Annotated in this window: 11 protein-coding genes; 6 read left to right on the top strand and 5 right to left on the bottom strand. The window is 73.3% G+C overall.

The window, feature by feature from the left end; genetic code table 11:
* Positions 1-29 precede the first annotated feature (29 nt).
* Positions 30-2,057: a TerD family protein gene (locus AB0D46_RS18840; RefSeq protein WP_362878707.1), complete on the top strand. Its 2,028-nt coding sequence runs from the start codon at positions 30-32 to the stop codon at positions 2,055-2,057.
* Between the two features lie 248 nt (positions 2,058-2,305).
* On the top strand, positions 2,306-3,295 hold the full coding sequence (locus AB0D46_RS18835) for a TerC family protein (protein WP_362878705.1): 990 nt from the start codon (positions 2,306-2,308) through the stop codon (positions 3,293-3,295).
* Positions 3,296-3,311: 16 nt separating this feature from the next.
* Here the strand turns inward: AB0D46_RS18835 and AB0D46_RS18830 are convergent, their stop codons facing one another.
* The 3 genes from AB0D46_RS18830 to AB0D46_RS18820 form a co-directional block, all read right to left on the bottom strand.
* Positions 3,312-4,634 (bottom strand): MFS transporter, encoded by a 1,323-nt coding sequence (locus AB0D46_RS18830; protein WP_362878821.1) that lies wholly within the window; start codon positions 4,632-4,634, stop codon positions 3,312-3,314.
* A gap of 196 nt (positions 4,635-4,830) precedes the next feature.
* Positions 4,831-5,487 (bottom strand): MBL fold metallo-hydrolase, encoded by a 657-nt coding sequence (locus AB0D46_RS18825; protein WP_362878703.1) that lies wholly within the window; start codon positions 5,485-5,487, stop codon positions 4,831-4,833.
* A 44-nt stretch (positions 5,488-5,531) separates the two neighbouring features.
* On the bottom strand, positions 5,532-6,233 hold the full coding sequence (locus tag AB0D46_RS18820; protein WP_362878702.1) for a maleylpyruvate isomerase family mycothiol-dependent enzyme: 702 nt from the start codon (positions 6,231-6,233) through the stop codon (positions 5,532-5,534).
* Positions 6,234-6,419: 186 nt separating this feature from the next.
* Here AB0D46_RS18820 and uvrA point away from each other — a divergent pair, with 186 nt between their 5' ends.
* Positions 6,420-9,503 (top strand): excinuclease ABC subunit UvrA, encoded by a 3,084-nt coding sequence (uvrA, locus tag AB0D46_RS18815; protein ID WP_362878700.1) that lies wholly within the window; start codon positions 6,420-6,422, stop codon positions 9,501-9,503.
* 186 nt (positions 9,504-9,689) lie between these two features.
* Here uvrA and AB0D46_RS18810 read toward each other — a convergent pair whose 3' ends face one another.
* Positions 9,690-10,574, bottom strand: a complete 885-nt coding sequence (locus AB0D46_RS18810; protein ID WP_362878699.1) for a carbohydrate kinase — start codon at positions 10,572-10,574, stop codon at positions 9,690-9,692.
* Positions 10,575-10,705: 131 nt separating this feature from the next.
* On the opposite strand from AB0D46_RS18810, the gene AB0D46_RS18805 reads away from it, so the two are divergent.
* The gene (locus AB0D46_RS18805) at positions 10,706-11,137 is read left to right on the top strand and encodes a Rieske (2Fe-2S) protein (RefSeq protein ID WP_362878697.1); all 432 of its coding nucleotides are present in this window, start codon (positions 10,706-10,708) and stop codon (positions 11,135-11,137) included.
* Positions 11,138-11,220: 83 nt separating this feature from the next.
* Here the strand turns inward: AB0D46_RS18805 and AB0D46_RS18800 are convergent, their stop codons facing one another.
* Positions 11,221-12,318, bottom strand: coding sequence for a hypothetical protein (locus AB0D46_RS18800; RefSeq protein ID WP_362878696.1), 1,098 nt, complete (start codon positions 12,316-12,318; stop codon positions 11,221-11,223).
* 237 nt (positions 12,319-12,555) lie between these two features.
* On the opposite strand from AB0D46_RS18800, the gene AB0D46_RS18795 reads away from it, so the two are divergent.
* A complete protein-coding gene (locus tag AB0D46_RS18795) occupies positions 12,556-13,164 on the top strand; it encodes a papain-like cysteine protease family protein (protein ID WP_362878694.1) in 609 nt (202 codons plus the stop codon).
* On the top strand, positions 13,161-14,081 hold the full coding sequence (locus AB0D46_RS18790) for a hypothetical protein (RefSeq protein ID WP_362878693.1): 921 nt from the start codon (positions 13,161-13,163) through the stop codon (positions 14,079-14,081). The genes AB0D46_RS18795 and AB0D46_RS18790 overlap by 4 nt, the downstream gene beginning before the upstream one ends.
* Positions 14,082-14,234: the final 153 nt, after the last annotated feature.

The following is a 14,234-nucleotide window of genomic DNA, read 5'->3' as shown; positions in this document are numbered from 1 at the left end:
ACGAAGAAGGCACGGGGGAGGGCTGCACGATGACGGCCGAACTGGTCCGGGGGCAGAACCACCCCGTGTCCCGGAGCCGGGTGGAGGTCAGGGTCTCGGCGGGCGCGCCCGTCCTGGCCCTGGCCGCGCTCGCCGACGAACAGGGCCGGCTCGCCGGCCCGGAGGCGCTCGCGCACCCGGCCGCCCCGGCCCGACCCGGACTCGGCGTCCCCGGGGTCGCCGCGGAGCGGCACGCCCTGACCGTCGACCTGGACGCGGTCGACGCCGACGTCCACCGGGTCGCGGTCGTGCTCGCCCTGCCGCCGGGCGGCGCGGTCCGCTTCGGGGCGGTCCCGGCCCCCTACGTGGCGGTCGCCGCCGAGGGCGGCGGCGCGGAGCTGGCCTGCTTCACCCTGACCGGGCTCGACGCCGAGACGGCCGTGGTCGCCCTGGAGCTGTACCGGCGCCAGGGCGCCTGGAAGGTCCGGGCCGTCGGCCAGGGGTACGCCACCGGCCTGCCCACCCTGCTCACCGACGCCGGACTGCCCGAGGCGCAGGCCGTCGCGCTGGCCGCGGCCGTCCTGGGGGCCACCGGCCCGCTCGACGACGCCGACCGCACCCTGGCGGCCGTGCCCACCCAGGTCCGTGACCTGAGCGGACCCGGGGACGCCCCGCCCCGGGACACCGCCCGCCAGGACCCGGCCCTGCGGGACACCGTGCCGCAGGACGCCGTCCCGGCGCCCGGCACGCCCGCTCCCGGGCCGCCGGAGTCGCTCGCGCCCCCCGCGGCCCCGTACGCCGGCCCGCCCGGCCGGGCGCAGGCCCCCGGTGACACCCTCGGGGGGCCGCCCCCCATCGACTACGCCCACCCGCGTCGTCGTCGCACCAGCACGGAACCGCCCGAGCCCGGTCCCCGCCCCGCGCCGGCCGCGGAGCCCGGACAGCCGCCGCGCCCCGTCGCCGGGGACGCCGCCGGTTGGTCCCTGGAGGAGCGGCTCTACAACCAGGTCTGGGGGATGTTCGAGGACCTGGCCCGTACCGTCGCCGCCTACCGCGGCGCCGTCGACTTCGCCGACGCGCGGCTGGACCGCGAACTCGACGACGCCCTGTCCGACCCCCGCCACCGCCTCGGCGGCTCGGGCAACGCCGCCCGCGACACCGCCCGGGCCCGCCGCGACGAGTTGGTCGCCCGGGCCCGCGCCGTCCTGGATCGCGACCTCGTGCAGCTGGCCGCCGAGCTGGAGGTGGTCGAGCCCGCGCTGCCGGCCGCGTACGCCCGTTGGGACAACCCGGTCTGGCACGGCCGGCTCGTTCCGGAGGAGGCTCCCCTGGCCCTGCGCCTCGGGGACCTGAGCCTGCCCGAGCGGCCCGATCTGCGGATCCCCATGCTCATGCGGTTCCCGCTGGAGCGCGGCCTGTGGATAGACAACGGCCGCACGGGCTCCGAGGCCGCCATGGCCATGGACACCGACCGGCTGCGCCGGGCCGCCATGGACATGGCCGTCGCCCACACGGTGCGACTGCTCGCGGTCCAGCCCGCCGGCCGGTTCTCCGTCCACGTCATCGACGCCGCCGGGGCGGGCGCGGCCTCACTGGCCCCGCTGGTGAAGGCCGGCGTCCTGGCCTCGCCGCCGGCTTCCGGAGCGGCCGGCGTCACCGGGACGCTGGCGGGGCTGACCCGCCGGGTGGACCTCGTACAGATGGCCCTGCGGGCCGGAGCGCCGGAAGAGCTGCCGCCGGACGTGGACCGGGCCGAGCAGCTGCTCGTCGTCCACGACTTCCCGCACGGCTTCGACGACCGCGCGGTCACCCAGCTGCGCTACCTGGCCGACGAGGGACCGGCCGTCGGAGTGCACCTGCTGATGGTGGCGGACCGGGACGAGGCCTCCGCGTACGGGCCGTTGCTGGACCCGCTGTGGCGCTCGCTCATGCGGCTGTCCCCCGTGCCGGACAACCACCTGGCCGATCCATGGGTCCAACACGCCTGGACCTTCGCACCCGACTTCCCGCCCCCGGGGAGCCGCGTCATGGAGCAGGCGTTGGAGCGGATGGTGCGGGCACGACGGAGCCGTGGATGACCAGCCGCTGACCAGTCCTTGGTATTCCCTTTACCTTTTGCGGGGAGGCCGGGTACCCTGGTTCATGCGGAGGGGAGTATTCCTGCTTTCCTGCTACGGCGTGCCCGTCAATACGGACCACTGCGGATCACCAGCGCAGTCGGACCCGGGGCGTCGGCCCGCGACCTCCAGGTCGTCAGGGTGGAAGAGACCTCCGGCAGCGATGACGCTGACGAAGTGCTGAGCCATCCGCCGGAGGCGTGTTCACCGTGGAAGTTTCCTGGACCCTGTGGGTCCTGACCATTCTTGGTCTGTCCCTGCTCATCGGCGCCGACTTCTTCATCGGCCGCAAACCGCACGACGTTTCGATCAAGGAAGCGGGCACCTGGACGATCGTCTGGATCGTCCTCGCCGCGCTCTTCGGCCTGGGCCTGTGGTTCTTCGGCAACGGTCAGGCCTCGCAGGAGTTCTTCGCGGGCTTCATCACCGAGAAGTCACTGAGCGTCGACAACCTCTTCGTCTTCGTCCTGATCATGGCGAAGTTCGCGGTCCCCTCCCACCTCCAGCAGCGCGTGCTGCTCGTGGGCGTCCTGATCGCCCTGGTGCTGCGCGCGATCTTCATCGCGGCCGGCGCCGCGATCATCGCCAGCTTCTCCTGGGTCTTCTACATCTTCGGCGCGTTCCTGATCTACACCGCGTGGAAGCTGATCCAGGAAGCCCGCAAGGACGAGGACGACGAGGAGTTCGAGGAGAACCGCCTCCTGAAGTCCGTCGAGAAGAAGTTCGGCGTCGCCGACCGCTACCACGGCACGAAGCTCTTCATCCAGAGCAACGGCAAGCGCATCATGACCCCGCTGATGGTCGTCATGCTCGCCATCGGCACCACCGACGTGCTGTTCGCGCTGGACTCGATCCCCGCGATCTTCGGCCTCACCCAGGACCCGTACATCGTCTTCACGGCCAACGCCTTCGCCCTGATGGGTCTGCGCCAGCTGTACTTCCTCATCGGCGGCCTGCTCAAGAAGCTGGTCCACCTCAGCTACGGCCTGTCCGTCATCCTCGGCTTCATCGGCGTCAAGCTCGTGCTGCACGCCCTCCACGAGTCCGGGGTCCACGTCCCGCAGATCTCCATCCCGGTGTCGCTGGGCGTCATCTGCGGTGTCCTGGTGATCACCACGATCACCAGCCTCATCGCCTCGAAGAAGCAGGCGGCGACCGAGGCCGCCGCCGACCCGGAGAGCAAGAGCGTCGACGCGTAGGTCCTGCCCTACGGGGCTACACGGGGGCGGCCGCTTCGGCCGCCCCCGTTTCCGCTCGCGCCGGCAGACCCGCGCCGCCGCGCGGGCCCGTCATCGCCGGGTTCGTCTCCGGCAGCAGCGCGAAGCACCCCAGGCTGACCAGCGCGAGGGCCGTCAGGTACACCGCGACGCCCCAGGGCGGACCCGAACCGTCCGCCAGCGCGGTCGCCACCACGGGCGTCAGCGCCCCGCCCAGCACCCCGCCAAGGTTGTAGCCGACGGCGGCCCCCGTGCAACGGATCCGCGGCGCGTACAGCTCGGGCAGGTACGCGCCCACCACCGCGAACATCGCCACCATCCCCAGCAGCGCGACCGTGCAGCCCAACGTGATCAGCACCGGGTCCGCCGTCCGCAGCAGGGCCACGAAGGGCACCATCCACAGCAGGCTCGCCGCGCAGCCGGCCAGGCACAGCGGTCGGCGCCCCCAGCGGTCGCCGAGCGCCGCCATCACCGGGGTGGCCAGGCCCATCACGAGGACGGCGACCATCACGCAGGCCAGCATCACGGTGCGCTCCACGCGCAGGGCCGTCGTCGCATAGGCCAGGGCCCAGGTGGTGACCGCGTAGAAGACGGCGTACGCGGCCGCCAGCGCCCCGCCCGTCAGCAGGATCAGCCGCCAGTGGCCGCGCAGGACCTCGGCCAGCGGCGCCTCGGCCCGCCGGCCGGTCTCGGCGAGCGCGCGGAACTGCGGGGTCTCCTCGACGGAACGGCGCAGCCACAGTCCGGCCAGCGCGAGCAGTCCGGCGGCCCAGAACGGCACCCGCCACCCCCAGGCGGCGAACTGCGCGTCGGTGAGCGAGCCGGACAGCGCCAGCATCAGTCCGTTGGCCGCCAGGAATCCCACGGCCGGGCCGATCTGCGGGAAGCTCGACCACAGCCCCCGCCGGCCCTCCGGGGCGTGCTCGGCGGTCAGCAGGACGGCCCCACCCCACTCACCGCCGAGGCCGAACCCCTGCACGAACCGCAGCAGTACCAGCAGGAGGGGCGCCGCGATGCCGATCGAGGCGTACGAGGGCACGCAGCCGACGGCCACCGTGGCCAGGCCGGTGAGCAGCAGCGAGCCCAGCAGGACCGGGCGGCGTCCGTGGCGGTCGCCGATGTGGCCGAAGACGGCCGAGCCCAGGGGGCGGGCCAGGAAGCCGACGCCGAAGGTGGCGAAGGCGGCGAGGGTGCCGGCGAGCGGCGAGAAGGACGGGAAGAAGAGCGGGCCGAGGACGAGGGCGGCGGCCGTCCCGTAGACGAAGAAGTCGTAGAACTCGATGGCGGTGCCGGCGAGGGCCGCCGAGGCGAGCCTGAGCATCGACGGCGGACCGCCGCTGCCGGTGGGGGAGGGGGGCGGGGAGGGGTGGTGTCGCATGGTGCAGCAACTACCCCACCCCGCACCCCCAGGACATGCGTTCGGGAATCATCGACCGGAAGCAGTGCATCGCCTCACGGCATTGACGCCCGCCGGTGTCCCTGTCCCACCGGTGTGATCGGCCGCGGTCGGCCGGGGACTACCAGCCGCGCTCGCGCCACTCGGCCAGGTGCGGCCGCTCGGCGCCGATGGTGGTGTCGTTGCCGTGGCCCGGGTAGACCCAGGTCTCGTCCGGCAGCTGCTCGAAGAGCTTGTGCTGGACGTCGTCGATGAGCCGGGTGAAGGCCTGCGCGTCGCCGTTCGTGTTTCCGACGCCGCCCGGGAAGAGGCAGTCGCCGGTGAACACGTGCGGGTGGCCGTGCGGGTCGTCGTAGACCAGCGCGATCGAGCCGGGGGTGTGCCCGACCAGGTGGCGCGCGGTCAGCTCGACGCGGCCGACCTTGACCGTGTCCCCGTCCTGGACCGGCACGTCCGTGCCGACGGGGATGCCCTCGGCGTCCAGGGCGCCCGCGTAGGTGCGCGCCCCGGTGGCCTCGACGACCGGCGCGAGAGCGCCCCAGTGGTCGCCGTGCCGGTGGGTGGTGATCACGGACGCGATGCCGTCGTCACCGATCAGGCCGAGCAGCGTGTCCGCCTCGGCGGCCGCGTCGATCAGCAGCTGCTCGCCGGTGGCCCGGCAGCGCAGCAGGTAGGCGTTGTTGTTCATGGGGCCCACCGCGACCTTGGAAATCATCAGGTCCGCGAGTTCGTGCACGTCGGCCGGACCGCCGACCTTGACCGCTCCGCTGTACGTCATGTCCTCGATCCTAAGGGTGCGGGCCCGGGCCGTCCTTTGGTGCCCTACAACGGCGGGAGCTCGGGGAGCCGGCCGCCTTCGAGCACGGTCAGGCGCGCGCCGCGGTCGCCGCGACCGGCGAGCCAGCCGAGCAGCGCGTCGCCGCTGCCCGTCAGCACGACGGGCGCGCCCTCGGCGCCACCGGTGCGCCAGGCGGGCGCGGTGTCCCCGGCCCCGAGCCGCAGGGTGACCGGGGGGACGTCGGGGCGGCCGGACCAGCGGTCGGCGAGGAAGGTGATCTCGCGGTCGGTGAACTCCGCCGGGAGGTCGGCGAGCCCGTAGCCGATGTCCAGGTCGACGTGGTGGAGCTCGACCTCGACGAGGCGGCGGAAGGGCACGTTGGCGGCGAGGTCGGTGACGCCGTTGCGCAGCTCGACCGTGCGCGACCAGTCCTGTTCGGGTTCGGCGGTGGCGAGGAAGGCGGACCAGGAATCACGGAGGTCCGTCAGGTGTTCTTCCAGGGGCCGGCCGGAGTCGCGTGCGATGTCCGCGTCGCGCGCCTCGGCGCTCTCGTACATCGGGCGCCCTTCCAGAACGTTGACGAGGGCGTCGGCGTTGCGCGCGAGGTGGGCCAGGATGTGGCCACGGGTCCAGCCGGGGAGGTGTGACTCCTCGGCGAGGGCGGCGTTGTCCAGTTTCGCGACCGCGGTCAGCAGTCGGTCCGTGGCCTCACGTACAGATCGCAGGTCGTGCACATGATCAGTCATGGAACCGAGCCTAGTGGCCCGGGATCCCGGTCCACACGATCGGGTGAAGCGGTCTTCCGAGTGCCGTAAATCGAATGTGCGTGCTATACGCTCGGAAGTCCAAGCACCAAGTCCATCGCAGCGGCGTCCCCCATACCCTGGGACGGGGGCCGTGCCCCCGCTCTCTCAAGAAAGGTGCGGACCGGCGTGACCGACCGTCTCATCGTTCGTGGCGCTCGCGAGCACAACCTCAAGAACGTCTCGCTCGACCTCCCCCGTGATTCGCTCATCGTCTTCACCGGACTCTCCGGTTCGGGGAAGTCCTCCCTCGCCTTCGACACGATCTTCGCCGAGGGGCAGCGCCGCTACGTCGAGTCGCTGTCCTCGTACGCCCGCCAGTTCCTCGGGCAGATGGACAAGCCCGACGTCGACTTCATCGAGGGCCTCTCCCCGGCCGTCTCGATCGACCAGAAGTCGACCTCGCGCAACCCCCGCTCCACGGTCGGCACGATCACGGAGGTCTACGACTACCTCCGCCTGCTCTTCGCCCGCATCGGCAAGCCGCACTGCCCCGAGTGTCGCCGGCCGATCTCGCGGCAGTCGCCGCAGGCGATCGTCGACAAGGTCCTCGCGCTGCCCGAGGGCAGCCGCTTCCAGGTGCTGTCCCCGCTGGTGCGCGAGCGCAAGGGCGAGTTCGTCGACCTCTTCGCCGACCTCCAGACCAAGGGCTACAGCCGGGCGCGGGTGGACGGCGAGACCATCCAGCTGTCCGAGCCGCCGGTGCTGAAGAAGCAGGAGAAGCACACCATCGAGGTGGTCATCGACCGCCTCACCGTCAAGGACGGCGCCAAGCGCCGGCTCACGGACTCCGTCGAGACCGCCCTCGGGCTCGCCGGCGGCATGGTGATCCTGGACTTCGTCGACCTCGCCGAGGACGATCCCGAGCGCGAGCGGATGTTCTCCGAGCACCTCTACTGCCCGTACGACGACCTCTCCTTCGAGGAGCTGGAGCCGCGCTCCTTCTCCTTCAACTCCCCCTTCGGCGCCTGTCCGGAGTGCACGGGCATCGGCACCCGCATGGAGGTCGACCCGGAGCTGATCATTCCGGACGAGGACAAGTCGCTCGAAGAGGGTGCGGTCTCCCCGTGGTCGCTCGGACACACCAAGGACTACTTCCAGCGGCTGATCGGCGCGCTCGCCGGTGAACTCGGCTTCCGGACGGACATCCCCTGGGCCGGGCTGCCGCAGCGCGCCAAGAAGGCCCTGCTCTACGGGCACAAGACGCAGATCGAGGTGCGCTACCGCAACCGGTACGGGCGGGAGCGCGCGTACACGACCGCCTTCGAGGGCGCGGTGCCGTTCGTCAAGCGTCGGCACGCCGAGTCCGAGAGCGACGCCAGCCGCGAGCGCTTCGAGGGCTACATGCGCGAGGTGCCCTGCCCGACCTGTGAGGGCACCCGACTCAAGCCGATCGTCCTCGCGGTGACGGTGATGGAGAAGTCCATCGCCGAGGTCGCCGCGATGTCGATCAGCGAGTGCGCGGACTTCCTGGGCCAGCTGCGGCTCGACGCCCGCGACAAGAAGATCGCCGAGCGGGTCCTCAAGGAGGTCAACGAGCGGCTGCGCTTCCTCGTCGACGTCGGCCTGGACTACCTCTCGCTGAACCGCGCCGCCGGCACCCTGTCGGGTGGCGAGGCCCAGCGCATCCGGCTGGCCACGCAGATCGGCTCCGGTCTGGTCGGCGTGCTGTACGTGCTGGACGAGCCGTCCATCGGCCTGCACCAGCGGGACAACCACCGGCTGATCGAGACGCTGGTGCGCCTGCGGGACATGGGCAACACCCTGATCGTCGTAGAGCACGACGAGGACACCATCAAGGTGGCCGACTGGGTCGTGGACATCGGCCCGGGCGCAGGCGAGCACGGCGGCAAGGTGGTGCACAGCGGTTCCCTGAAGGACCTGCTGAAGAACCCCGAGTCGATGACCGGGCAGTACCTGTCGGGCAAGCGCTCCATCCCGCTGCCGGACATCCGGCGTCCCGTGGACCCGGGGCGCAGGCTGACGGTGCACGGGGCCAAGGAGAACAACCTGCGGGACATCGACGTGTCCTTCCCGCTGGGCGTGCTCACCGCGGTCACCGGCGTCTCGGGCTCCGGCAAGTCGACCCTGGTCAACGACATCCTGTACACGCACCTGGCCCGCGAGCTGAACGGCGCCCGGTCCGTACCGGGTCGTCACACCCGGGTCGAGGGCGACGAACTGGTCGACAAGGTCGTCCACGTCGACCAGTCGCCGATCGGCCGGACCCCGCGGTCCAACCCGGCCACGTACACGGGTGTCTTCGACCACGTGCGCAGGCTCTTCGCCGAGACGATGGAGGCGAAGGTCCGCGGCTACCTGCCGGGGCGCTTCTCCTTCAACGTCAAGGGCGGTCGCTGCGAGAACTGCTCCGGTGACGGCACGATCAAGATCGAGATGAACTTCCTGCCGGACGTCTACGTCCCGTGCGAGGTCTGCCACGGCGCCCGGTACAACCGGGAGACGCTGGAGGTCCACTACAAGGGCAAGTCCATCGCCGAGGTCCTGAACATGCCGATCGAGGAGGCCCTCGGCTTCTTCGAGGCGGTGCCGACCATCGCGCGCCACCTGAAGACGCTCAACGAGGTCGGTCTCGGCTACGTGCGGCTCGGCCAGTCCGCGCCGACGCTGTCGGGCGGCGAGGCGCAGCGCGTCAAGCTGGCGTCCGAGCTGCAGAAGCGCTCGACGGGGCGGACGGTGTACGTCCTGGACGAGCCGACGACCGGTCTGCACTTCGAGGACATCTCGAAGCTGATCAAGGTGCTGTCGGGCCTGGTCGACAAGGGGAACTCGGTGATCGTCATCGAGCACAACCTGGACGTCATCAAGACCGCCGACTGGGTCGTGGACATGGGCCCCGAAGGCGGTTACGGCGGCGGTCTCGTCGTCGCGGAGGGCACCCCCGAGCAGGTCGCGTCGGTGGGCGCCAGCCACACCGGCAAGTTCCTGCGGGACATCCTCGGGGCGGACCGGGTGTCCGACGCCGGGACGCCGATCGCACCGGCCCGCCCCGCGCGGAAGACGGCCGCGAAGAAGGCGACCCCGGCCAAGAAGGCGTCGGCGAGCAAGACGGCGGCGAGCAAGACGGCGGCGTCAAAGACGGCGGCGTCTGCGTCCAAGGTCGCGGCGTCCAAGGCGGCGGCGGGCAAGGCCGCCGCAGCCGAGAAGAAGGCCGCGCCGGCGAAGAAGGCGACGCGCGCCCGCAAGGCGTAGCGCCTGGGCGTGTCACAGGGGGCGGGGCCCCGGCCGTGATGGCCGGGGCCCCGCCCCCTGTGGTGCTCCGTGTCGGTGACGGCCGGGAGCCGACGGATCCGCCCCGCCGTCGCCCTTACGGTGTGGGCCGCCATCGGCCGAGCGGCACCGGCCCGGCGCCATCGGCCGCTCGCCGGCGGCCCGGGGCTATCGGCCGGGTCCCAGCTCGGCCGCGTACGGCGGCTCGGCGCCGGCCCGGGTACAGGTCAGGGCCGCCGCGTGGGCGGCGTAGGCCAACAGGTCAGGCCAGTCGGCGTCCGCCGGGTCCGTACCGACGAGCCGGTGCAGCAGCGCCGCGTTGACGGTGTCGCCCGCGCCGATGGTGTCCACGACGGCGACCGGGCGGGCCGAGGCGCTGTGTTCCGCGCCCCCGGCCGTCCACACGGTCAGCCCGGCCGCGCCCCGGGTGAGCACCACGGCCGACGGCCCCGCGGCCAGCCAGTCCGCGGGTCGGCCGCCGAGCCAGGCCGCGTCCTCCTCCGACAGCTTCAGGACGGACACGTACGGCAGCCGGGCGAGGAAGCGCTCGCGGTACCCGGCCGGGTCCGCGATCAGCGCCGGGCGGATGTTGGGGTCCATCAGGGTCAGCAGCCCGCGCCCCGACTCCCGCCGCAGCAGGGCGTCGTACGCGCTCGCGCCGGGCTCCAGGACGAGCGAACAGGTGCCGAGCGCGAGGGCCCGTACACCCGCCGGCAGCGCGGGCGGCAGGGTGAAGAACCGGTCGGCGGTGCCCTCGACGTAGAAGCGGTACGCGGCCGAGCCGTCCGGGGCCAGCGAGGGCACGGCCAAGGTGGTCGGCTCCGGACCGCGCCGCACCAGCGAGAGGTCCACCCCGGCGGCCCGCAGCCCGGCGAGCACGGCCTCGCCGAACCCGTCCGACGACACCCGCGAGCAGAAGGCGACCGCGGCCCCGAGCCGGCCCAGCGCCAGCGCGGTGTTGTACGGGCCGCCGCCGGGCCGCGGCAGCAGGGCGCCCGGCGGCTGCGCGACGGGCACGAGGTCGATCAGGGCTTCTCCACCGACGACGATCACGCGGGGGAAGCTATCCCATCCGGCCCCGGTATCGTCGGGTGGGCCCGCCGGCCCGCCTCGTCGTGAGCTCCGCGGACCGCACCCCCACCGGGCCCGCCCCCGCGGCCGGCCCCTCGTACCAGGAGAAACGCATGTCCGCGTCGCAGTCCGCCGCCCGCCGTACCGTGCTCAAGGGCGCCGCCGCGCTCGCCGGGGCCGTCGGCGCCGGAGCGGCCCTGTCGGCGTGCTCCACCGAGACCAACAGCGGCAACGGCAGCCCCGCGGTCCCGCAGGAGCCGGTCGAGCTGGGCGCCGCATCCGCCGTACCGGTCGGGGGCGCGAAGCTGTTCCGGGAGCGGAAGGTCGTCGTCAGCTGCCCGGCGGAGGGCCAGTACAAGGCGTTCAGCGCCCAGTGCACGCACGCCGGCTGCGTCCTCGACAAGATCGTCGAGGGGGAGGGCAACTGCCCCTGCCACGGCAGCCGGTTCGACCTCGCCACCGGCAAGGTGCTGCGCGGCCCGGCCACCGAACCGCTGCCCGCCGTCCCGGTCAAGGCGGAGAACGGCAAGCTCATCGCCGGCTAGTCGGCCCGCGGTCGTGGCCCGGTGGACCCGCTTCGCTCGGGCACGGCGCCGCGAACCGGCCCGGACGGCCGGTGGCTCGCGGGCTACTCCCAGTCCCAGGCGATCCCGAGGATCCCGCGCCGCACGCCCTGCTCCACCAGGTGCACCGACCGGTGCCGGCCGCTGGGCGTCAGGTCGGACAGGCCGGTACGGGGTGCCAGCGGGCCGGTCCGGGCGAACCGTCGGCAGCGCACCGGCAGGGCCGCCTCGTCGAAGTGGACCTGGAGCATGTACTGGCCGCCCGCGTAGCTGAACCCGCGCACGTACTCGGCGCTCCGCGCCCCCGTGCCGTCCTCGATGCCGTACCCGAAGACGTACGTGTCCCCGCGCCGCAGCCGGGCGTCGAACAGCAGCTCCGCGACCACCACCCCGGCCTCCGGGTGGCAGCGGACCCGGCCCGTCCGGCAGTTCTCGTGCGCCCGGACCTCCACCCGGGAGGCGTCGCAGCCCGGATCGCCGTGGTGGACGGCCAGGTAACGGTCGACGCCGTCGCGGTGCGCGCGGACGATCTGCTGCGAGGCGCGGCGGCGCAGTTCGCCGTCCGCCCCGATGTGGACCCGCTCGTGGTGGCCGACCGAGTGCAGGCCCCCGTCGGCGGGCAGTTCCAGGCCGTCGAGCAGCTGTTCCACCGCCGCCCCCACGCTCACCAGGGCCCGGTACGGGCGGGCCGCCGGCCGGCCGGGGCCGCCCGGGGAGCCCTCAGGGGCGGCCAGCAGCCGTAGCAGCGCGCCGTTCGGCAGTTCCAGGATCTGCTCCAGCGCGGACACCGCCCGCAGCGACTCCGGGTGGCGCGGCCGCCGAGCCCCTTGCTGCCAGTAACTCAGGCTGGTGACGCCCACCTTGATGCCGCGGGCGGCGAGCCGGTGCTGCACCCGGTGCAGGGGCAGCCCGCGCGCGGCCAGGGCGGCGCGCAGGGCGAGGTGGAAGGGGCCGCCGCGCAACAACGGGCCCAACGGGCCGCTCTCCGCCGAGGCCGTCGTGCCCGCCGCGTCCGTCGGCCCGGACGGCCCGGACGGCCCGGCCGTAGCGGCCGTAGCGGCCGTGGCGGGCGGGTGGGTCGAACCGGTCCTGCGGGGCACGCCTGCGGTGCCTGCGGTGCCTGCCGCACCCGCCGTGCTTGCCGTGTCGCCGGTCGGGCGCATGGCGACTCCTCTGTGAACGTTCACATCCGCCGACGTTGGGGCCGTCGGGCGGCGCGGGGGAGAGCAGGTGGAACGACAGCAACCGTTCACACCACAGCCCCACCGTTCACACCGCGACGTCACCGCGTATTGAAGCCTGTTGACCTGATCGCGACAACACCCTGATGCTCCTCCACAGCGTCCGGACGCGCTCCCCCCCCACTTCCCACCTCGGGTCCCCACCTCGGGAGGAACGCGATGCGCAAGCACAACAGACGGTTGTCCCTGGCCGCCCTCGTCTCCGCCCTGCTCCTCGTCCTGCTGCCGATCGGTTCCGGCTCCGCCGCCGCGGCCGGCCCCGGTACGGACACCACGAGCGCCGCCCTCGCCACCAAGCGCCTGAACATCACCATGCAGGCGCAGCTCAAGACCAACTGGTGCTGGGCCGCCGGCGGCAACACCATCGCCGGTTGGTTCGGCCGCGACTACAGCCAGAACCAGTTCTGCAACGCCGCCTTCAACCGCCAACAGGGCACCGAGTGCCCCAACAACCAGGCCACCCTCGGCAACGTCCAGACCGGCCTGCGCTGGGCCGGCGTCAATCCCGGCAGCTACGTGACGGGCTGGCTCCAGTACTCCACCGTGCAGGGCGAGATCAACGCCAACCGCCCGATCGAGACCCGCATCCAGTGGTCCAACGGAGGCGGCCACATGCACGTGCTCTACGGCTACGACACCGCCAACAGCTGGGTCTACTGGGGCGACCCCTGGCCCTCCAGCGACCGCTACAACTGGGCTTCCCACGCCTGGTACGTCAACAACAACACCTTCTCCTGGACCCACTCCCTCTACCGGATCGGGGCGTGACCGCCATGACCCCCGCACCCCGGGCGCGGGCCCACGCGCAGCGACCCCGGCCCGTACGCCGCGTCACCGCGGCGGCGCTCGCCGCCACCGCCGTGCTCACCCTCGCCGGGCAGGCCGCCGCCGCCCCCGTCCCCCAGCCCCCGACCGCCGGCGCCGAGGTCCGGGCGCAGGCCCGGGCGGCGGCCTCCGACCCCGCGACCCTGGCCACCCTCTCCCGGTTCTTCGCCCGTGAGGGCAAGGTGTCGCTCGCGGCGGCGCAGCCCCGGATCGAGGGCGAGACCGTCCCCGTCCACCACCTCTCCCCGGACTTCGTCGCGGGCCGGGCCGGCGCCGGCGTGGCCCGCCTGGAGTTCCTCGCGACCAAGGCGGTGTCCTCGGACGGCCAACAGGCCGCCCTGTGGACCGCGCGCACGGAGAGCGGCTGGCAGGTGGTGAACATCGCCACCGGCGACGACGAGTTCCGCTACGTCGGACTCGGCGCCGCGAAACTCCCCGGCGGGACCGTCTTCCGCGAACCCCAGACCGACGCCTGGTTCGTCGCCCGGGACAGCCGCGTGCTGCCGCTGGACGAGGACGCCGTGCGGGCCGTCGGCGAGGCCGGCACCAGCCTGGACGCCTACCGGGCCCGGGTCACCCGGGCGTACGGGGACAAGCTGCCCGGCTCCGCCTACGCCCGCGACGGCAAGGCCGGCGGCTTCGAGGACCCGACCGCGCTGCCCCCGGCGGCGCAACCCCCGGCCGCGCAGCCCGGCGCCGGGCCGCTCGCCGCTAGGCCGCTCGCCGCCCCGGCCGCCGCTGCCGCGCCGGCACCCCGCACGCCGGTGACCCCGCTCGCCTGGGGAGCGGGCGCCGGCCTGGCCCTCGCCGCCCTGGGCGCGCTGTTCCTGAGCCGCCGCCGCACCCCGACCCGGGCCTGACCCCGGCCCGGGCCCGACCCCGGCCCGGGCCTGACCCCGACCCCGCGGGATCCGCCCCGCAGGGCCTGCCTCCCCACAGGGCGGGCCCTGACCGCCCGTCCGCGGGACCCGGCCGTGGGAGGCGGCCGGGTCCCGCGGCCGACCGCCCGGGCG

The organism is Streptomyces sp. NPDC048383, assembly GCF_040651775.1.
Lineage (GTDB): Bacteria > Actinomycetota > Actinomycetes > Streptomycetales > Streptomycetaceae > Streptomyces.
The sequence above is the reverse complement of the archived record's forward strand: the minus strand, read 5'-3'. Positions and strand labels throughout refer to the sequence as shown.